At 52.4% G+C, this 20,691-nt stretch carries 17 protein-coding genes and 1 pseudogene; 7 read left to right on the forward strand and 11 right to left on the reverse strand.

Annotated features, from left to right (window positions below):
• Position 1: 1 nt before the first annotated feature.
• The 11 genes from EYO21_05730 to porU form a co-directional block, all read right to left on the reverse strand.
• Complete coding sequence (locus EYO21_05730) at positions 2-1,444, reverse strand: UDP-N-acetylmuramoyl-L-alanine--D-glutamate ligase (GenBank protein ID HIB03308.1); 1,443 nt, start codon at positions 1,442-1,444, stop codon at positions 2-4.
• On the reverse strand, positions 1,357-2,460 hold the full coding sequence (locus EYO21_05735; protein ID HIB03309.1) for a phospho-N-acetylmuramoyl-pentapeptide-transferase: 1,104 nt from the start codon (positions 2,458-2,460) through the stop codon (positions 1,357-1,359). The genes EYO21_05730 and EYO21_05735 overlap by 88 nt, the downstream gene beginning before the upstream one ends.
• On the reverse strand, positions 2,460-3,800 hold the full coding sequence (gene murF / locus EYO21_05740) for a UDP-N-acetylmuramoyl-tripeptide--D-alanyl-D-alanine ligase (GenBank protein HIB03310.1): 1,341 nt from the start codon (positions 3,798-3,800) through the stop codon (positions 2,460-2,462). The genes EYO21_05735 and murF overlap by 1 nt, the downstream gene beginning before the upstream one ends.
• Complete coding sequence (locus EYO21_05745) at positions 3,790-5,340, reverse strand: UDP-N-acetylmuramoyl-L-alanyl-D-glutamate--2,6-diaminopimelate ligase (GenBank protein HIB03311.1); 1,551 nt, start codon at positions 5,338-5,340, stop codon at positions 3,790-3,792. Before EYO21_05745 ends, murF begins: the two co-directional genes overlap by 11 nt.
• Positions 5,274-7,256, reverse strand: coding sequence for a PASTA domain-containing protein (locus EYO21_05750; protein HIB03312.1), 1,983 nt, complete (start codon positions 7,254-7,256; stop codon positions 5,274-5,276). Before EYO21_05750 ends, EYO21_05745 begins: the two co-directional genes overlap by 67 nt.
• Positions 7,253-7,606, reverse strand: coding sequence for a hypothetical protein (locus EYO21_05755; GenBank protein ID HIB03313.1), 354 nt, complete (start codon positions 7,604-7,606; stop codon positions 7,253-7,255). The genes EYO21_05750 and EYO21_05755 overlap by 4 nt, the downstream gene beginning before the upstream one ends.
• The gene (gene rsmH / locus EYO21_05760) at positions 7,606-8,544 is read right to left on the reverse strand and encodes a 16S rRNA (cytosine(1402)-N(4))-methyltransferase RsmH (protein HIB03314.1); all 939 of its coding nucleotides are present in this window, start codon (positions 8,542-8,544) and stop codon (positions 7,606-7,608) included. The genes EYO21_05755 and rsmH overlap by 1 nt, the downstream gene beginning before the upstream one ends.
• A gap of 3 nt (positions 8,545-8,547) precedes the next feature.
• Positions 8,548-9,003 carry a division/cell wall cluster transcriptional repressor MraZ gene (gene mraZ, locus EYO21_05765; protein ID HIB03315.1) on the reverse strand — a complete coding sequence of 152 codons (456 nt, stop codon included), beginning with the start codon at positions 9,001-9,003 and terminating at the stop codon, positions 8,548-8,550.
• Positions 9,004-9,133: 130 nt separating this feature from the next.
• A complete protein-coding gene (locus EYO21_05770) occupies positions 9,134-9,970 on the reverse strand; it encodes a helix-turn-helix domain-containing protein (GenBank protein ID HIB03316.1) in 837 nt (278 codons plus the stop codon).
• Between the two features lie 12 nt (positions 9,971-9,982).
• The gene (gene maf, locus EYO21_05775; GenBank protein HIB03317.1) at positions 9,983-10,600 is read right to left on the reverse strand and encodes a septum formation protein Maf; all 618 of its coding nucleotides are present in this window, start codon (positions 10,598-10,600) and stop codon (positions 9,983-9,985) included.
• 1 nt (position 10,601) lies between these two features.
• Positions 10,602-14,648: a type IX secretion system sortase PorU gene (gene porU / locus EYO21_05780; protein ID HIB03318.1), complete on the reverse strand. Its 4,047-nt coding sequence runs from the start codon at positions 14,646-14,648 to the stop codon at positions 10,602-10,604.
• Here porU and EYO21_05785 point away from each other — a divergent pair.
• From EYO21_05785 to EYO21_05815, 7 genes and pseudogenes are all read left to right on the forward strand, one after another.
• On the forward strand, positions 14,538-16,811 hold the full coding sequence (locus tag EYO21_05785) for an aconitate hydratase (GenBank protein HIB03319.1): 2,274 nt from the start codon (positions 14,538-14,540) through the stop codon (positions 16,809-16,811). The two genes, porU and EYO21_05785, sit on opposite strands and share 111 nt — an antisense overlap.
• Positions 16,808-17,533, forward strand: coding sequence for an SDR family oxidoreductase (locus tag EYO21_05790; protein ID HIB03320.1), 726 nt, complete (start codon positions 16,808-16,810; stop codon positions 17,531-17,533). The genes EYO21_05785 and EYO21_05790 overlap by 4 nt, the downstream gene beginning before the upstream one ends.
• A 160-nt stretch (positions 17,534-17,693) precedes the next feature.
• Positions 17,694-17,963: pseudogene (gene rpsP, locus EYO21_05795) on the forward strand (30S ribosomal protein S16).
• Between the two features lie 905 nt (positions 17,964-18,868).
• A complete protein-coding gene (locus EYO21_05800; protein ID HIB03321.1) occupies positions 18,869-19,114 on the forward strand; it encodes a KH domain-containing protein in 246 nt (81 codons plus the stop codon).
• Entirely contained in the window at positions 19,095-19,604 is a 510-nt protein-coding gene (gene rimM, locus EYO21_05805) for a 16S rRNA processing protein RimM (GenBank protein ID HIB03322.1), read from the forward strand. Before EYO21_05800 ends, rimM begins: the two co-directional genes overlap by 20 nt.
• Positions 19,604-20,311: a tRNA (guanosine(37)-N1)-methyltransferase TrmD gene (gene trmD, locus EYO21_05810; protein HIB03323.1), complete on the forward strand. Its 708-nt coding sequence runs from the start codon at positions 19,604-19,606 to the stop codon at positions 20,309-20,311. The genes rimM and trmD overlap by 1 nt, the downstream gene beginning before the upstream one ends.
• Before the next feature lie 9 nt (positions 20,312-20,320).
• On the forward strand, positions 20,321-20,662 hold the full coding sequence (locus tag EYO21_05815; GenBank protein HIB03324.1) for a 50S ribosomal protein L19: 342 nt from the start codon (positions 20,321-20,323) through the stop codon (positions 20,660-20,662).
• The last annotated feature ends 29 nt before the right edge of the window (positions 20,663-20,691 follow it).

Raw genomic sequence — 20,691 nt, forward strand, 5'->3', positions numbered from 1 at the left:
GTCACAACCTCATCACCTCTTCACGGAACGTGTTGCCCCGTTGTTCAAAATTGTTAAACATGTCGAAACTGGTACAGCCGGGGGAGAGGAGAATTACATCTCCCGCTTTACTGTTCTGGTAGGCCAGGGAAACGGCGGAAGCCATTGAGTGAGCTCGTAGGAAGGGAGGGTTGTTGGAGAGGGTCTTCTCGATGCGCTCCGCCGCTTCACCCAGCGTTATTACCAGTTTTACCCCGCCCGCGAGGTAGGGGATCAGTTCATCGAAATCAGCGCCTTTGTCACGCCCCCCGAGAATCAGAACAACGGGGGCGGTGAACGACTGCAGGGCTACCTTCACTGATTCGATGTTGGTGGCCTTGGAATCGTTATAGAAAGTGACACCATCTAGGGTCTTAAGTTTCTCCAGGCGGTGTGGAACTCCGCTAAATGTTTTCATTACCTGCTTGATGGCGTCTTTACTCACGTTCAGGATTTCAGCCGCCGTAGCCGCCGCCAGGAAATTGGCCACGTTGTGAGTGCCCGGTAGGGAGATCTCATTCAGGTAGATGAATGGTTCACGGGATTCGTCATAAATCTTGGTTTCGTTCAGACAGAACCGGAGACCGCCTGAAGAACCTGCGCTGAACGGCGCTGGTTCAGCATCCGTTTTCAGAATCTCACAGAGAAACTGATCGTCCAGGTTGTAAACCACATGATCCTCCCCCGTCATATTTTCTACCACCCGCATTTTTGCTTCTACATAATCGTTCATGGAACCGTATCGGTCCAAGTGGTCGGGGGAGAGGTTGAGGATCACCGCCACGTCAGGCTTGAAATGGTGGATCTGTTCCATCTGGAACGAACTTACTTCTAAGACGTGAACGGCATTTCTTGGCTCACTATCCAGATTCTCCAAAACCACTTTGGCAAAGGGGGTCCCTATGTTGCCACTCTCAAAAGTTGTGAGGCCTCCCTGGCGGCACATTTCTGCCAGAATAGATGTAGTGGTTGTTTTCCCGTTTGAACCTGTGACGGCGGTTATAGGGGTGGCAGTGAACCAGCTGGCGAGTTCAATCTCGCTCACTAATGGGATCCCGGAAGTTTTTGCCCGGTTTACCACTTCTGAATCCTGCGGTACGCCCGGAGATACCACAATGAGATCGTTCTCAGTCACCTTTTCAGAATGACCACCCGTTTCAAACGGCACACCAATTGTTTTCAGTTCACCGACATCAATCTTTTCATTTGCTTCACTAACAAACACATTCGCGCCCAGCTTAGTCAGCAGTTTCGCCGCCGCCAGCCCACTCCGGGCTGCGCCGATGACCGCAACAGACCTGCCATTGAGATCCATGGTTTTCCTGTTGCTGATATCCATCATCGAATCTTGAATGTACTGAATGTCATCAGAGCAAAGAGTATCCCAATTATCCAGAATCGGATAACAACCTGCGTCTCTTTCCATCCTTTCAACTCAAAGTGATGGTGTACCGGCGCCATGAGAAAGAACCGTTTTGTCTCGCCCGTTCTACTCTTTGACCATCGGAAGTAGCCCAACTGAATCATGACTGAAATGGCCTCCCAGACAAAGACACCGCCCAGAATCACCAGGAGGAGCTCCTTTTTCAACAGGATGGCCAAGGTCCCCAGCGCCGCCCCGGTAGAGAGGGCGCCTGTGTCGCCCATAAAGACTTGCGCCGGCGGAGCATTGAACCAGAGAAAGCCGAGACAGGCACCGCCCAGCGCCGCGGCGAAAATGGTCAGTTCCCCAGCTTTAGGAAGGTATATAATGTTAAGATAGCTACTGAAATCGACTCGGCCAGAGATGTAGGAAATTGCCGCCAGGGCGAGGGCACAGATGGCCAGAAGTCCCGCCGCCAGCCCGTCCAGCCCGTCCGTGAGATTTACTGCATTGGAGCTGGCCGTCAGCACCAGTGTCACCCACGGAATGTAGAGAACGCCGAAAGGTATCTCCAGATTCTTAAAGAAAGGTACAGAGGTGACTGGGCCGATTTCCCTGAACTCTGCCCCAAAGTAGAGCCACCCGCCGATGACGAGCCCCAGGCCTATCTGTCCGGCGAATTTGTACCTTGCCACCAGCCCCTCTTTTGACTTTTGCATCGTCTTAAGATAATCGTCGAGGAATCCAAAGAGGCCCATCCAGATGGTGGCAAGCAGAATGATATGGATATAGCTGTTCAGCAGATTGGCCCAAAGGAGGGTGGGGAGAATCACTGCCACAAGGATAATGATTCCCCCCATTGTTGGCGTGCCCTTCTTTGTTTGATGTGTTTTAGGTCCTCTTTCGCCTATGGTCTCTAGCACCTGACTCGACTGGAGCTTCCGGATGATCCACGGGCCTACTACAAAACTGATGATTAGAGCGGTGATGGCAGCCCCCGCTGCCCGGAATGTGATGTACTGAAAAATGTTTAGTACAGACAGTTGGTCCCTGAGCGGGTAGAGAATGTGGTAGAACATCAGTTTCCGAACACCTGTTTGATCACCGATTCAAGCTCCATCCCCCGGGATGCTTTGAACAGTGCCACATCGCCTTCGATCACTGTATCTTTCAACGCCTCTGCCAGTGAATCTTTATCGTCAAAATGTTCAGCCTCGATGCCGTTGGCCGCTTCGGCGGCAGCGGCCGACTCCGGTCCGTAACACATGAACTGGTCCACACCCCTCTCTGAGGCGGCCTGCCCTACCTGGCGGTGATGATCTTTGCTGGCGACTCCCAGCTCAAGCATATCACCAAAAATGAAGTGTCTTTTTCCTGTAACGGGAATATCAAAGAGATAGTCCAGGGCAGCCAAGGTAGAAATGAGATTGGCATTGTATGTGTCGTCAATAACGATGACACCGTTCCGCTTCTCCATCCGGCATCGGCCCGCCACTGCCGAAAAGGTAGCTACCTGGTGTTGGATGTCTTCCCATGGTATCCCGAGTGTGGAAGAGGCGGCAGACGCCGCCAGCACATTCTTTGCAAAAGTCTGATTGGCAGAACCGGTAGGCAGTTTCTCACCATTAACAATAAGTGTAATAAGGCCTTTATTGTTCCGGCTCATGTCACCGCTGAAGTTGCACTCGGGGTTAAACCCGTAAGTGACTTTCTCAGCCGGAGTGGTCAAACCTTTCAGGAGTTCATCATCGGAGTTTATAAATGCGATGCCGTTTTCCGGCAAGGCTTCAAAAAGTTCACCTTTGGTTTCCCTGACCGCCTCTACGGAGCCGAAGCTGGAGAGGTGGGCTGGGGCGATATTGGTAATTAATCCGTGCCGAGGTAGGGACAGACTACAGAGATATCCAATATCGCCCCGGTGATTGGCTCCCATTTCAAGGAAGGATTGGGAATGGAGGGAGTCTAGCTCGAGTAAGGTGAGGGGTAACCCTAGATGGGTATTATAGTTCCCGCGAGTCCCATGCACTACGTGCCTCACAGAAAAGATGTGTATCAAAAGGTCTTTCGTTGTCGTTTTGCCGTTTGAGCCGGTGATGCCAGTAACTTCCACACTGTGTGATCTCCGCCAAGTTGTTGCCAGCTGAGAAACGGTTGCGGCTGGATCATCTACCACGATCTGTGGAAAGTCCACACCGTCATCGCGTTCAGAAACGAGAGCAGCCGAGCATTGGGCACCAGATGCCTGGGGGAGAAACTGGTGACCGTCCACCCGCTCTCCTACCATAGCGATGAAGAGATCCCCTGGCCGTGCTTCACGGCTGTCAAGCGTGACTCCAGTGATCTTGGCTTCAGGCTGCTGGCTTGTGATCTCATAAAAAAGTTTCATGAATCTTTCCGGGTCAGGCAGATCAATTCTCATCTCCGGCCAGTTCCTTTACTATCTGTTTTACTGTTTCTACATCTGAATGGTGCATTCGTTCCGCCCCGGTGATCTGATAGTCTTCCCGCCCTTTGCCGACGATGACTAGGATGTCCTCGGGCTTTAGCCACGCCACAGCCTCCCGGATCGCCTCCCCACGGTCGGTGTGAAAACTGTGACTCTCTTTTTTAAACCCTCTTGCAATATCCTTATTAATAGTGTCGATAGATTCTGTTCTGGGATTGTCAGGAGCCACGTAGATCTTGTCGGCGTAAGCTTCGGCTTCGGCTGCCATGAGGGGACGTTTTTCCTGGTCCCTGTCACCGCCGCAGCCAAAAATAACGCCCAGCCTATTCCCGCGAGGTAGGAGTGTCTTGAGTGAAGAAAAAAGTTTATTGTATGCGTCCGGGGTGTGGGCATAGTCCACAATAACAATGGCGCCGTTGTGGCTCTTCATACGTTCTACACGCCCCGGGACAGTCACTAGGGACTGGACACCGGACTCTATGGCATCAACCGGTACTTCCAAAACGGTGGCCGTCGCCACTGCCGCCAGAATGTTGTGGAGGTTATAGGAGCCCATTAGGGGAGAGGAGATATGGATTGTTTCACCGCCAGTTTCAACGGTGCCTGAGATTCCGTCAATGGACATGCCCCAGTCAGAGAATATTACATCTGCGTCCGCCTCCATGGCGTAAGTAATCACCCGGGCGTCCGTCACCTTTTCCAATTCCGCCGACTTCGGATCATCGGTGTTCAAAACGGCACATTTATCAGAGGAAAGCATGGCAAACAGCCTGCTCTTCGCCTGGAAGTAGTTGTCCATACTTTTGTGGAAATCGAGATGGTCCTGAGAAAAATTGGTAAACACCGCCATGTCAAAAGACACGTCCGCCACTCGGTCCAGCTCCAGGGCGTGAGAAGAAACTTCAATAACAGAATGAGTTAGGCCGCCGTCAACAAAAAGGGCCAGCGTACGCTGGAGGTCCAGGCTGTCCGGTGTGGTGAGACCAGTGTGCGCTTCCATTCCCGGTGCCGCCACGCCCAGGGTTCCCATCATGCCGCTCTTTATGTCCGCTGCTTTCAGAATGGAATCGATAATATATCCAGTAGTTGTTTTACCGTTGGTACCGGTAATGCCCACCGTGGTCAGTTTTTCGGAAGGGTGGCCATGTAGATTGGCGGCAATGGCTGAAAGTGCCTTTCGGACATTCTTAACCCGAACTGTGGGTGTCTTCACATTGTCAAGTAAATCGTCAGCTTTCGTTCCGCCGTTTGAAATAATGAGGGCGGCGCCGTGAGCGATAGCGTTTTGCACATAATCGAGGCCGTTGACAATGTATCCTTCCACAGCCACAAAAGCTGAGCCGGGCCAGACGTGACGGGAGTCAGCCGTCACAGAATTGATGGGGATCTCCACCGATGACGGCTGAACCACATCGACCCCATCCAATAATGTGCGTACCGCAACCATCAGTTCAATCCTATGGTACAGGATGACGTCTCTTTCACCAGCAATCCTGGTGTCGGACTTTGCCACACCACGGTCCCGGAACCCTTAGGCTTAACTTTCAAACCGGCTTGTCTCAGCATGGATGTGGCATTTCTTAAGCTCCTGCCCCGGACGTCCGGCACTGCCACCCAGCCGTCTTTCGGCGTGGCGGCTGTTGTAATGAGTGTAATGGGCGTGGGAGAAGAGTCACCTTCTTTTTCAGGGGCCAGTTCATTCAACACACTTGCCATCACTCCCCTTTTTTGTTTCACAGGCTTATGGACCAGTATTGAATCGTCTGCCTGCACAATCCGCTTCATGACAGCCTGAAAGACAGGTGCGGACGTTTCACCGCCCCAATGAAGGCCGTTCTTCGGCTCATCTAGGATAATGACCGCTACCATTTTCGGATCGTGGGCGGGGAAGAAACCTGCAAATGAGGTGATAAACCGATTGTTGGAATATCCTCCATCCACGTATTTTTTGGCCGTACCCGTTTTTCCGGCAACGTTCCAGCCGGGCAGGTTTGCTTTTGTTCCTGTCCCCTTGGAGACCACCAGCTCCAGCATATCGGTCAGTTCATCCATCACTTTCTTTGAGGCGACCCGCCTGATGACCCGAGGCTCGGTCTCATAACTGACAGTGCCCGAAGGGTGGATAATTTTTTCAACGATCTGGGGCTTCATGAGAAAACCGCCATTAGCCACAGCGCCGTAGGCCAGTGCCAGTTGAAGGGTGGTGACAGACACCTCATAACCGATGGAGATTTCAGCGATGGAAATACCACTCCAATCTTTTGTCTGCTTGAAGACTCCCTTCGCTTCACCAGGAAAGGAGATGCCTGAAAAAGAACCAAATCCGAACTTCCGGCCGATGGAGTAAAGGTTCTTGGGGCCGATGCGTTCAGCGATCTTCACTGTTCCCACATTGCTGGAATTCTGGATAATCTGAGGGAATGTGAGAAGACTAAACTTTTCCCAATCCTTGATGACGAGCCCGTGGAAATTGTATGAGCCATTGCCACAGTTGAATTCTTCGTGTTTGCCTACGGAGTTGTAGCTCAGGGCCGCAGTGGCGGGAACCACCTTAAATGTGGATCCCGGCTCGAACTGGTCTGTCACCGCCCGGTTGCGGTATGTCTCTCGGGGATGTGTAGCAGGGCCGTTTGGATCAAAGTCCGGCAACGATGCCATGGCGAGCACCTTCCCTGTCCGCGGTTCCAGTATAACGCCAATTGCGCCTTTGGCGTTAGTCTTTGTAACACGCTTCTGTAACTCATCCTGAAGGATGGCCTGGTACTGGAGATCAATGGTGAGATAGACATCGGAGCCGTCCACCGTCGACAAGCGGGGATAGGCGCTATTGCGCCTGCTGCGTCCCTTACCATCTCTCTGGAGAACTATCCAACCGTTCTTGCCGCTGAGGGTCTTGTCAAACTGTTTCTCTATACCCTCAATACCCATATTATCCACATTTGTAAAGCCGATGATTTGTGAAGCGATGTTTTGGTGGGGGTATAACCGGTAGCCGTGCCTGCCCACCACAAGACCCCGATCTTCCAGTTCCAGCAGGGGCAGGGCCACTTCGGTGCGAAGGTTCCTGTCCAGGAAAACGTATGGGGCCGACTCACTGAATTTTGATTCGTAATATTTCCGGGACCGACCGGTGGCATCAGTGAATGCACTTATGAGCTGCTCCCGGTTTTCAACTTCTTTCGGATGGATTCCGAAAGAGTAGTGAATAACATTGGTGCCCAGATCGAGACCGCGCCTGTCTTTTATAGAACCTCTAACCGCAGAAAGCAGCACTTTGTTGCCACCTTGCTGATCACTCCGGGCGCTGAGATCATGGGCGCGGATCACTTGAATGTAGAAGAAGCGCATGGTGAGGCCGGCCCACACCAGTATCATGACACTGGAGAGAAAGAGGATTCGAGGCCGTAACTTGGAGAATGATTTGGTCATTTCGCCCCGCTTCTATCACTGAAATCTCTTGGCTCGATAAAGACAACCAGCGTCTCCGGAACCGGCGTCACCAGGTTCAACTCCTTTTCCGCGATAGAGGTTATCCTGTCCGCCCGCATGAGCCGGGCGATATTGCCGCCCAGACGTTTGTTGTCTTCCAGCAGCACCTCTTTCGTCTTCCTCAGTCCCGCATTGCCTTTCTCTGTGAGAATGATCTCATTGTACACCCAGAGATAGATCAGAAGCCCTGTCACAGATAACAGTGACACGGCCAGGAAGAGGATGGAGTTGATGAATTCTTTTTGTTTGCGGGAGGTTCTGCGGCGGTGTTTCGCTCTCTGCCTTGCCACTAGATTTTCTCCGCCGCCCGAAGCCGCGCGCTTCTGGCACGGCTGTTTTCTGAAGTTTCTTCCTCTGTGGGGCGGACCACACGACGTGTCAAAACTTTGAGGGTAGGAGTGATGCCGCACCGGCACTCCGGAAACTCTGAGGGACAGACACACCCTTTCTCCAGCTTGCGAAAAGTCTGTTTTACCATCCTGTCTTCCAGTGAGTGATAAGAAATAATGACAATCCGGCCGCCGGTTTTCAGGTAACCTGCGAATGCGTCCAGAAATCTTTCGAGGCACCCCAGTTCACCATTCACAGCGATGCGGAGCGCCTGGAAGACGCGGGAGAGGGTCTTGGTGACGGTATGGTCGCTAACGACTCTCTTTATAATATGTGTCAGATCAGACGTCGTCTCTACCGGATTTGAATCCCTCACCTTTGCGATTGCATTGGAAATGGCGGAAGCGCGCCGCTCCTCGCCGGTCTCTTTGAACAGTTTTTTCAGCTCTGAAACAGGCCATCTGTTAACAATGTGCCGGGCGGTGGTGGAACCGCTTCCATCAAAGCGCATGTCCAAAGGCCCTTCCGTGCGGTAGGCAAAACCTCGGGCCGGTGTGTCCAGCTGGTAAGATGATATGCCTAGGTCTAACAGCATACCGTCCAGTTTTTGAATTTTGAGGGAGGAGAGGTGTTGAGGGAAAGTATCGTAGGGCGCTTGGAGGAGGTGACAGGAGGGCGACAGCAATTTTTCACAGTGTCTGACGGCTTCCTTATCACCATCAAACCCGACTAGGCACCCTTTGGGAGAAAGTTGACTCTGGACCGCCGACGCGTGCCCGCCGAGACCCACAGTTCCGTCCAGGTAAATACCGTCCGGCTTTACCGCGAGGTAGGAGAGAACTTCTTCTTTCAGAACCGATATATGATGTTTTTTTGCAGCGTCCCATTCTGAAGTCACAGGCTAAAGGATTACTTTATCTGCCAGGTCGTCAAAATCTTCTGGGGAAAGATCTTGTATTTTTTCCAGATCATCAGGATTCCAGATCTCAATCTTGTTCACAACACCAATGATTCTCACGTCCCGGTCCAGGTTGGCGTACTCTTTCAGAAACTGGGTGATTTGGATGCGGCCCTGCCCGTCCAGCTTGACTGTGGCAGCATAACGGGTGAGGGAGCGGACAAAAAGACGGTTGCGCTGGGATGTGGCTGACAATTCCCTGAGACCGGCTTCCACTCGCTTCTGCCACTCCACCAGGGGATACGCCACAACGCAACGGTCCATCCCTTTTGTAATGACAAAACTTCCGTCATTGTCGGGGGAAAGGGCCGATCTGAATTTTGACGGAATGTTTAACCGCCCCTTTGAATCCAGGGTATAGTTGAATTCCCCGGTGAAGGTGTTTTCTGTAATTGTCATACTCGAGAATTATGGGATTATTACCCACTTCTACCCATAATGTTAGCTTAGTACCCCACCAATGTCAAGATAAATCTTCCGCCTCTTACATGGTTTTTTGAAAGGAGAACTTTAAGGGGGAGTTAGGGTGCTACCGGGGTGTGTAGCTGCGGATGGTAAGCTGTTTGCTCTGACCGTCGAATATGACATCAGTGGGATGAGGCACATCCTGGAGAGAAACTGATGTTCCGTTCAGAAAGACGGAGACATCGGTGGCTCGCTCAAACCGCAGATAAAGATATTCGTTGAAATCCAGTGTAACTTCGCTACCCGCGAGCAGACTGGCGGAGGTGATGTTGCCTGAATAGTCCGATTCAAACTCGTACCAGGTTTCACTGGTGGAAGAAAGAGCAAGCTTGTACGGTGCCTCTAGGTTCAGTTTCTGATCCAAATCGGACGGTATAAAATTGGCGTTAAGTTCCTGATCTGTAATCTTAGGCGCCACAGCCAGAGGTGCTTCCGTAGAACTTTCCGCTAGTTCAGGTTCGTCAACAGTAATTTGCTTCACTACCCACACACCAAAGAAAACAACGAGGATCAGAACTGTAACTTTCACAATAGACAAGGTCATGCTGTTCATGGAAACAGGCATGAGCGATTTTTCCAGACTGTCCTTAGAAAACTCTTCACTCTCTTCATTTTCTTCGCTGGGCTGCTGGTCGTCGACGGGTGTCTTCTTGTCCATGAGGTGATCCAACTGCTGAAGAGCCTCCTCGGTCTCGGCACCGATCTCAACAACGTAAGATTTCAAAAAGAGGCGAACGTAAATGTAGGGCAGAAACGAAAAATCGCCCGACTCCATAGCCTCCAGATATTCCAGGTTGATCTTGGTGCGGGTGGAGACTTCATTGAGCTCAATGTCCCTTTCGACCCTGAGCTTTTTCAGTTCCTCAAAAAAGGGTGCAGGTTCCTGAATTTCGTTCACCATAAGCTGGTGATTTTAAGCGATCTCCCTGTCGGAAACAAACCAAATGTCGACGGGAAACTGTTGTTTGAACTTCTCAGACCGGACCAGCTGAACAAACCGTGCCACTGGGAAGCCTACCACATTGTGGTAGCAGCCGTTCACTTTTTCCACGAAGCAGGCAGACCCGTCTTGGATGCCGTAGGCGCCGGCCTTGTCCAGTGGGGAGCCGGAGGCCACATACCTGCTTATGAGCGCCTCCTCCAGCTCAAAAAAGGTCACTTCGGTGGACTCTACAAAAGACGCTTCAACACCGCTGGACTTCAGCACCAAAGCAACGCCGGTGTAAACGGTGTGTGTCCTTGCCGACAGTGCTCTGAGCATCTCTGTTGCCTCGGATGAATCTATTGGTTTGCCAAGGATTTTTCCCTCCAGCGCCACAATAGTGTCGGCACCCACGACAATTTCTTCCGGGTGGTCCGCGGCCACGTCTCTCGCCTTCTCGAGGGCCCACAGATTCGCCATCTCTGGTGGCGCCATACCGTTGTCATAATTCTCTTCTATAGAGCTGGGGATGATCTCAAAAGGGATCTCCAGCCGATCCAGCAGATCCTTGCGGCGGGGTGAGGTGGAGGCGAGAATGAACTGAGTCATTTCAGCGGTATTTGGCTGCTTTGTTAATGTGGGTTGTTTCGTCTTCGCCATCGATGGTGGTCACTTTCAGCTGGTAGAGGTAGACACCGTTGGCGATGAGGTCACCGTACTGGTCCCGACCGTCCCAGTCGATGTGGGCATAGCCGTAGAAAGATTCCAGCGGTTCCAGCTGGGCCACCAGTTCACCAGCCAGAGTGAAGATCTTGATCTCCGCAAAGACTTCCCGGTTCACCTCAAAGCCGAACTGAGTTTTGTCGCTGAACGGGTTGGGGTAGTTGAAAACGTTCGTGAGTTTAAGTTCTTCATCAAGGGTGACCCGGAAGGTGACGGTCTCCCTGGAAGCGTTGTTGGCATTATCCCACGCCTCCGCAGTCACTGTTGTTTCGCCCGGGGGGGCGTTTGCGAGCGGAAATTTCACCGAACCACTGGTATGACTTCCTTCATCGTAAACAAAGCCGTTAGTGAGGTCCACCGCGTCCATTTCCTGTTCGCCGTTCCAGAGGCGGATGCCGTGGCCAATCTCACCTGTTACATTGATCCCCAGCGGGTCCGACAGGGTGACAATCAGATCCTCATTTCCCGGTATGTTGTCGCCCGTCTCAACTGTGCGACTTTCCATTCCAAAGGAGACGAGTGGACCATCCTGATCTACCGGATTTTCTGTACCCCCTTTGAAAATGAGCCCTTCCTTCAGGCCGAGGCCCTCCCACAGGCCGTTGCTCTTCGGGCCGTATAAATAGACGGAAAGTCTGCCTCCTGTGGCAGCGGTGCTGATATCCTTGGGGAGGATGAAGGTGCCGTTGAAAGCGCCGCCGGAAAAAGAGAGATGTCCCCGGAACAGCGTGTTGCCAGGAAGGGTATAGGAAACATCCTCAGAATAGTTGTCCAACTCATAATGCCGTGTTACCTGCCGCTGGGCGTCGTTTACAGTAATAAACCCTTCGCCTGCACCGGGGGCTTCACCCGAAACCGTTCCGGCGTAACTTCCTGTCTGTAGAGCAACAAGGGTATCCGGCATCACGGAAGTTACTTCAGCGGACTTGGATGGCAGGGCCACTTTCAACCCCGGATCGCCCAGCAGGTGAAACATTTCAGAGCCCCGGGAGCCGTCCTTGATGCTATTGTAGATAACGCCCAGGGATAGGTCCGTTACGGTGGTGTCGGGGAAGAAAGCGCCGAAAAGTTTCAGGATAAAACTTCTGTTAGCTGAGAATGTGATAAGTCCGTTGGTGGAGATGACAGCCACACCACCATTGGCCGGTGCTCGGAGGATCTCCTCGCTCATGGCGCTCCCTTCAACATTGTCGTACCTGCCCCAGCTGCAGGTGGCCGCCAGCCAGATGGGGAGGCGGTCTCCCGTTTGGATGGACGCCATATCACCCCGAGCAGAGGAAAGAAGCCCCTCCTGTGCCCACTGGTAGGCCGAGCCGTGCCCGATGTAATTCAAAAGGACTGTCCCCTCATGGAGTAGATCAAAGAGCGCTTCGGAAGCACCGGGCTTGGTGACGCCGTACTGAGAACCGTCATTGATTTCTGGATAATCTTCCATGTAAATTTTGCGCACCTCCAAGGCCCGAGGGATCATTCCTGACAGTTCTTCGCTATTTTTCGTATGGGATAGTTCCAGGGCGCCGAAGTTGGGCCGGGCAAAGTCATCGGCGATGAGTGTTACCCGCCTGCGCCAGAGGCCTATCTCCGGCTCCGATTCGTATCCTATGATCTTGTCCACCATCACCTCCGCTTCATAAAGCGATCCGGCGGGGAGGCGCCCTATGGCCATCTCCGGCGTCATGCCGTCCAAATATGCGAACCGGTCATCGGCTGAAGTGACACCGTTGGAGCCGGACTGGAATGTGGGTACAAAGTTGGTGGCGCTGCCAGTAATGTTCCGGTAGTCATAATCGCCGTCGCCTAAAAGTAAAACATAAGAGGGAAAACCACTCCCTGAGGAAGCGGTCCAGTTCTCCTTGACCCATTTAAGGAACAGTCTGATGGCCCGGGGGTCCGTAACGCCGCCTGAAAATTCATCATACACGGACTGGAGGGTCGCTAGGGTGGAGGTTCCACGGTGCTCTTTCAGCTTCTCCGCAGAGGTGAGAAACTCCTCCGGCGCAATGATGATATGGTCCATGCCGGATAGTGATGTGCGGAGTGTGGAGAAGCTCTGGTCATCAATTTTCACCACCCCTGTCACATCCAATGTTTCGGTCTTGTTGTATACAATGAACCGCTCAGTTCCGGCTGATGAGAGTGTTTTTTCGAAATAGCCCCTGTTTCCGCTCAGCACCACATCCTGATCAGCGGGCGAGTGAACGTCTGTAATGTCCCAGACAGCAATGTCCGAGTTCACTTGGCTCACCATGAACCTAACCATGGCCAGATTCGCCGGCGCCCAGAATTCGAATTGAGTACCTTCCCAGATCAGATCACTTCCGTACCGTACCGTGATATAATCGAGAAAAACTTTGGAGAGGCCATCGGTGGTGGTGTTACTAAATAGGAGAAAATTGGAACCGTGGGTAAAGAGCGATTCATCCAGGTCCAGAGAGGCGTTCTTGGTGGTCATGCCGGCCCAGGCTAATGTTTTCAAAAGGGTATCGGCCACGCTGCGCTGGTGGATCTCAAGAAGGTGGGCCGGGAACCCTTCGGCTCCTGAAGAGGTGCCGCCGAATAGGTAAATGTCCGCTGTGGCGGTGATCTCCAGTCGCGGGTGGTGCAGTTGTATGGGCGCCGATAGTGTTTGCTGCCGCGTCACACCGGGTCCTACCCATAGCAGACCCGATTCAAAGGGGTTCACTTCATCGCTTTCTGCATGGCTGTAAGCGGTACCGTATTCGATGACCACAGGTTCGCTGAACTCATCGTCCACCGTCTCGATCCGCTTGCCGCGGATATCCACGTCCTGGGGGATATTGAGCCAGTAAACATTCAGATCGGTGTAGGGGTTCTGGTTGTAGGTGACGGTGCTGTTCTCCAAAGTATCGAAACCCCGGGGACCACGACCGTAGAACACCACCTCGTCAGCCTCGTGGATTGTTCCGTCACCGCCGCCGTCAATATGGACGGCCACTTCCGTCAAGTTGTTCGGCACCGGCTGAGCGACCAAATCTTCCAACGGCCTGCCGCCCCGGGGGTTGGTAAACATCCGGAGAGCGTCAGGAATCACAGTCGCAATATTCATTCCCGCTTCGGAGAGGGCTGTACCGGTGATGCCGTAAATCCCGTCAGCAGGAACTGTAATCTTATACCAGTCGCCGGTGAGGTCAGTGGTCCTGTCTAAGCGGCGGGCGGGTATTTTTCTAGCCACCCACGATTTCGCCCCTTTCCAGTTGAGGATCCGGTAGCGGTAGAGAAGTTCTTCAGACCGTGCTAGTACCGGCGTGTTTTGACCAGTACCGGAAAAGTGGATCGTCACCTCCAACTCCAGAGCTGCCGTTGAGGCATTGTTGGAGGTGGTAGGGGATAGCTGCAAAATTCCCACATCCAGATTACGGTATCGCTCCAACCGCTCCCAACGGCCGTAACCGGCAGCTGATGAGAAATATGGACTCACATTCGGTTGATCGGAGAGGGGTGTGGTCCGGATAGGGGTGATTGATAGCCTGGGCAGTGAAGCGGAGGGGAGGCCCACGGTAAAAAACTGATCCTCCAGCTCGTAACCTTTGGACGGATCGGTAAAGGTGACCCGAAACTTCAAAATAGAAGTGGTATTTTCCAGGACAAGTGGGTGCTGGCCGAACAGAGTGCCGCAGATGAGTGCGACGGTAGTGATGAGTATCCCGCGAGAGATTGTTGAATTCACTGTATCAAAGCCACCCTGAGAGGGGCGAATGAAATTGAAATTTCGCACCGGTGCCCGTAATTTCCAACGGCATCTTAGACGAGCCAACACCACCTTTTTTGACTGAACCACCACTGGAAAGGCAGTCTGAACAGTATGACAACGAGCAGAAAACCGAAGGATCTTGACATGATGCAGGCGGTATACGCCTCCTTCGCTGAAAAAGTTGCCGTCAGCCGGGAGTTTCTGGATCGGCCCCTCACCTATGCGGAAAAGATACTCCTAGCTCATCTTGATAAGCCGCTCACCGCTGCTCCGGAACGTCTCAAAACATATAGCAATTTTAGTCCTGACCGGGTGGCCCTACAGGATGCCACGGCCCAGATGGCACTCTTGCAATTCATGCAGGCTGGCCGATCCGACACCGCCGTACCAAGTACTGTTCATTGTGATCACCTCATCCGGGCACAACTTGGAGCATCAGATGATCTAAAGCAGGCTAAATACGAAAATAATGAAGTTTATAACTTTTTAAAATCTGTTTCTCAGAAGTATGGTCTCGGTTTCTGGAAACCTGGCTCGGGCATTATTCACCAAGTAGTGTTGGAGAATTACGCCTTCCCCGGCGGCATGATGGTAGGAACTGATTCACACACGCCCAACGCTGGCGGTCTTGGCATGGTGGCCATCGGTGTGGGCGGTGCTGATGCGGTGGATGTCATGGCTGGCATACCGTGGGAACTCTCCTTTCCCGGCGTCATCGGCGTGAAGCTTACGGGTTCCATGAGCGGCTGGACTTCCCCAAAGGATGTGATCCTGAAACTGGCGGGTATCCTGACAGTGAAAGGCGGTACCGGCCGCATCGTGGAATATTTCGGCGACGGGACTCAGTCTATCTCCTGTACGGGTAAAGGAACAATCTGCAACATGGGTGCGGAGATCGGTGCCACCACCTCTCTCTTTCCCTTTGATGATCGCATGGCTACCTACCTCAGGGCTACAGGAAGAACCACCGTAGCGGAGCAGGCGGAATCGGTGAATGACCACTTGAAAGCCGATCCTGAAATTGAACAGAATCCTGAAAATTATTACGACCAGGTGATCGAGATTGATCTCTCTACCCTGGAACCCCATTTGGTGGGGCCCTTCACACCGGATCTGGCCAGGCCCATCTCCGCCATGGCAGCTGAGGTGAAAGAGAAAGATTACCCCGATGAGATCTCCGTATCCCTTATCGGCAGCTGTACCAATTCGTCCTACGAAGATATTGAGCGCTCCGCCCATATCGCCCTCCAGGCGAAAGAAAATAATTTAAAAGCAAAGACACCCCTTCTGGTGACCCCCGGCTCGGAGCAGATACGTGCCACCATCCAGAGGGACGGCCAGCTGAATGACCTGAAAGATATAGGCGGTGTTGTATTGGCAAACGCCTGCGGCCCCTGCATTGGCCAGTGGAACCGGTTGGACAAGGAAGAAGGAGAGAAAAACAGTATCATCACCTCCTTCAACCGGAACTTCGCCCGGCGGAACGATGGTAATGCTGCCACCCACGCTTTCATCGGCTCGCCGGAGCTGGTGACGGCCATGGCGCTGGGAGGGAGTCTATCTTTCAATCCTCTTACGGATACGATTACCAACGAAGCAGGGGAAGAGATTCGCCTGGATCCCCCGTCCGGAAACGAGCTTCCCGCCAACGGTTTTGAAACAGGGGAAGACGGCTTTGTGGCGCCGCCGGATGACCGCTCCGCCGTGGATGTGGCAGTGGATGAAGTGAGCGAGCGGCTGCAGCTTCTTACACCTTTTGAACCGTGGGGCGGTGAAGACTTAAGGGACCTGCCAGTTCTACTAAAAACCAAAGGCAAATGCACCACCGATCATATTTCCCCGGCCGGGTCGTGGCTTAAGTTCCGGGGGCATCTGGACAACATTTCTGACAACCTCTTTATTGGTGCCCTGAACGCCTTTACCGGCGAAACTGGCGTAGGGAAAAATGGTCTTTCCGGCGAAACAAGTATTCGCTTCAGCGACGTGGCGAGATACTACAAGAAACAGGACCTTCAGTGGGTCGTTTTCGGTGATGAGAACTACGGCGAAGGGTCCTCCCGGGAGCACGCTGCCATGGAACCAAGGCACCTGGGCGGTATTGCCATCATTGTAAGAAGCTTTGCCCGTATCCACGAGACCAACCTAAAGAAACAGGGGATGCTTGCCTTTACTTTAGCCGACCCTGCCGCCTATGATGAAATTCAAGAGGATGACCGGGTGGCCATTCTCGGTTTGAAAGAGTTTTCCCCGAACACACCTCTCACTCTGAAAGTAATCCACTCTGACAGTACCTCATTTATAACGGAACTAAACCACACCTTTTCACCGGTACAGATAGAATGGTTTAAAGCCGGTTCGGCACTGAACTTAATCGCCGCAGGCTGATTGGTGACTTCTTGCCTAGGAAACCTGTAGCAGTTATCACAGGCGCCTCGGAAGGGATCGGCCGGGCGCTTTCCGTGAAACTTGCCTCAGAGGGTTATACCACTGTTCTGGCGGCACGGAGTAAACAGAACCTCCGTGTGACGGCCGATCTGGTGAGTGAAGCGGAGGGAGAGTATCTTGTCGTCCCAACCGATGTTACCGCTAGAAATGAAGTGGTGAGCCTCTTCAGCCAGGCGTCTAAAGTTGGCGAGTTGGCTGTACTTGTGAACAATGCTGGTGTGGGGACCTTCAAGGCGGTGGAAGAGATCACCTTGAAGGAGTGGCAGAATATGATGGATGTGAACCTCACTGGCGCCTTCCTGGCAACACAGGAGGCGGTGAAGCTTATGAAGAAGGTCAAGGCCGGTCACATCTTTTTTATCAACTCTCTTTCCGGCAAGCGGGCCCTCTCCTGGGGTAGCGGCTACTCCGCCACCAAATACGGGCTCAGGGGTTTTGCCGATACGGTTCGTATTGAACTGAGAAAGTCCAACATCAAGATCACCTCAGTTTTTCCAGGTGCGGTAGACTCCTCTTGGTGGGACAAGTTTGACTTCGACTTTCCAAGAGATCAGATGGTGACAGTGGACAATGTGGTGGAGGCCGTCTGGGCCGCCATTGCTCAGGAAGGGCGGTCAGTGATTGAAGAGATCGACCTCAGGCAGGTGGGGGGAGATTTCTGATTTTCAGAGCTAAAACTCTGTTTTTTTTGAATTATTAATCTTCGTTTTTCTTTTCCTCTCTTCTCAGAAAAAAGCTAACTTTCTATGCTATAATCAACTCGATCAGCGATAACATCGTGTGATGTTGGTCATTTTTATACATTAACTGAAGGAGACTATTTTGGCTGTTAAAATCAGAATGAAGCGTATGGGCAGACGGAACAGACCTTATTACCGGGTGGTGGTCATCGATTCGCGTAAGCGTAGAGACGGCAGACCCATCGAGGAGCTTGGGTGGTATAATCCCATTCAGCAGGCTGAGAAGAATTACGAACTGAACATTGAAAAGATCATCGAATGGATGGGGAAGGGGGCCCAGCCTTCAGATACAGTCCGAAACCTGCTTAAGCAGGAGGGCATCCTTTACCGAATGCACCTGAAGAAGCAGGGGCTGGATGACAAAGCAATTGACTACGAACTTCAGAAGTGGGGCATGGATCGCGATGAGCGGCTGAAGACCAAGGCAGAGAAGGCAGCGCAGAAAAAGGTGGAGAAGGCGGCCAAGAAAAAAGCAGAGATGGAAGCTGCAAAAGCCCCGGCAGAAAAGGCACCGGCGGAAGATGTTAAGGATGCTGCCAAGGAAGATGCCGTAACCACCGATGCGGACAGTCAGGAAGAGGCCACCGTAGAAGAAGCAGCTGCTGAGGCAAAAGCTGAAGCTACGGAGGAAAAGAAGGAAGCGCCTGAAGAAGAGACGGAAGCAGCAAAAGAACCTGCTGAAGAGAAACCTGATGAAAAGGCGGCCGTTGAAGAAGCAGGGAGTGAAGAAGTAGCAGAAGAAGAAGCTGGAAATGCAGAAGTGGAACCGCAGGAAGAAGCTGAAGAAAAAACAGCTGATGAGGCCGACATGGAGCCGGCAGCTGAGAACGAGACAGAAGAGGAAGCCGAAGAGGCTCCAGTAGAAGATGAAATAGCTGAGGAACCTGCTGAAGAGAAAGCTGATGAAGAGGTACCCGCTGACGAAGCTGAAAGTGAAGAAGTAGCAGAAGAGGAAGCCGAAGAGGCCCCAGTAGAAGAAGGGACAACTGAGAATCCTGCTGAGGCCGCTGAAGCGGAAACTACGGAAGAAGCTGAAGAAAAGGCTGTTGAAGAGGAGCCGGCAGCTGAAGAAGAAATTGTTGAAGACTCGGGAGAAGAAGAGGAACAAGAGGGGGAAGCCGCACCAGAGTCTGAGGAAGAGGAAACCGCTGAAGCTGATGAAGCAGAATCGGAATCTGAAGAAAAGAGTGAAAAAGAAAAGTAGTCAAATAGGAAAGTGGGTGAGGCGGCTGGCTGTGCACACAAGAGGAGGCTGTTATGAAGAAGTTACTGGAGCAGCTTGTAAAGGAACTGGTAGATAAACCGGATGAAGTGATCGTTACTGAAGTGGAGACAGAAAGAATGGTCATTTATGAATTGCGTGTTGGTGATGGGGACGTTGGCAAGATTATCGGCCGTCACGGCCGAACTGCTACGGCTCTTCGAACCCTCATTTCCGCCATTACAGCCAAAGAAGGCGGCAAACGTGCCATGATGGAAATCATTGAGGAGACTAGTGGCTAAAAGACTCAAACCAGCGGCAAAGGTTGTGAAGGCAGTTGGTCTGGAGGGCGACGTTAAGGTTTACCCCCTCGATTCCCGGTTTGAGCATTACGCGCAGGAAGACTTTTTGTTTATTGGAGAACATCCAGAGGCGGCGGAAGACATCCGCCTTTCGCCGGTGGCAAAGTCCGGTAAGCTGATCCGCTACAGGGTGATCGGCAACGCCAGCCGGGAAGATGCCGAAAACCTGGTGGGTAAACTAATTTTCGCCCCCGCAGGTGAAGATGAGATCCTGCCGGAGGAAGTTGTCGGCTTTCTGGTGATCACTACAGATGGTCAGCCCGTGGGGATCCTCAGCGACATTATGCCCATGCCGGGGCAGGATGTCTACGCCATCGATTCGGGAGGGAAGGAAATTCTTATCCCGGGGGTGCCGGAGATTATCCGTAAGATTGACTTTAACTCCGAGACCGTTACCATCTTTCCCATGGAAGGGCTTCTGGATCTGTGATGCATATTTTTATCATTACTCCGTTTCCCGCCATTCCCGAAGCTGTCATCGGCGAAAGTATTCTCCGCCGTGCCAGTGAGAAGGAGATTGTGGACTATCATGTGATCGATCTCCGGGAGTTTACCGAAGGAAAGCACCGCCAGATCGATGATTATCCTTTCGGCGGAGGCACCGGCATGGTGATGCTGGCCGAGCCTATCCTGAAGGCCATGGACCGGGTGAAAGAGCTCTACAAGGGCAATAATGGATTGAGGGTCGTTTTTCCGTCCCCTCAGGCTCAGGTTTTGTCCCAGCAGACTTCCCGAGACCTGTCTGTAGTGGATGGTATCGCCTTTATCTGCGGCCATTATAAAGGTATAGATGAACGGGTGAGAGAAGCAGTGGTGACAGATGAAATTTCCATTGGTGACTATGTGGTGACGGGTGGTGAGCTGCCGGCCATGGTGATTCTCGATTCAGTGGTGAGACTTATCCCAGGCGTTCTAGGTGATGAGGAGTCCGCCAACACAGATTCATTTACTCATGATCTTTTAGATCATCCGCATTACACCCGGCCAGAGGAAGTGAAGGGATTAAAAGTGCCGGAAGTGCTTATGAGCGGTCATCACGCCAATGTTGACGCCTGGCGTCAGGAACAGAGAGAATTGAGAACAAAAAAGAACAGACCTGATCTGTGGGAACAGTATCAGGAAAAATTATTGAAGTGAGGTAGGACAATGGCTCAGGCGCACGAATTTTCAGCAGATCACCAGCGGGACAACATTCCCGATTTTCATTCCGGCGACACTGTGGGCGTTAATGTGAGGGTTTTTGAAGGGGGCAGGGAGCGGCTTCAGCGGTTCGAAGGTGTGGTTCTCGCAAAGCGAGGCAGCGGTACCAACGCCACTTTCACTGTCAGGAAGATTTCTTCAAACGTTGGTGTTGAGCGGATTTTTCCCCTCCATTCACCTAACATTGACAGCATCGAAGTGGTGCGCAAAGGGAAAGTCCGCCGGGCTAAACTCTATTACCTCCGGAAACTCCGGGGTAAAGCGTCCCGGATCAAGGAGAGGCGCTAACGCCTCTGTCCTAGCTTATCACTTTAGCC

The organism is Candidatus Neomarinimicrobiota bacterium (assembly GCA_012964825.1).
In the GTDB taxonomy this organism is placed as follows: Bacteria; Fidelibacterota; Marinisomatia; order Marinisomatales; family S15-B10; genus UBA2125.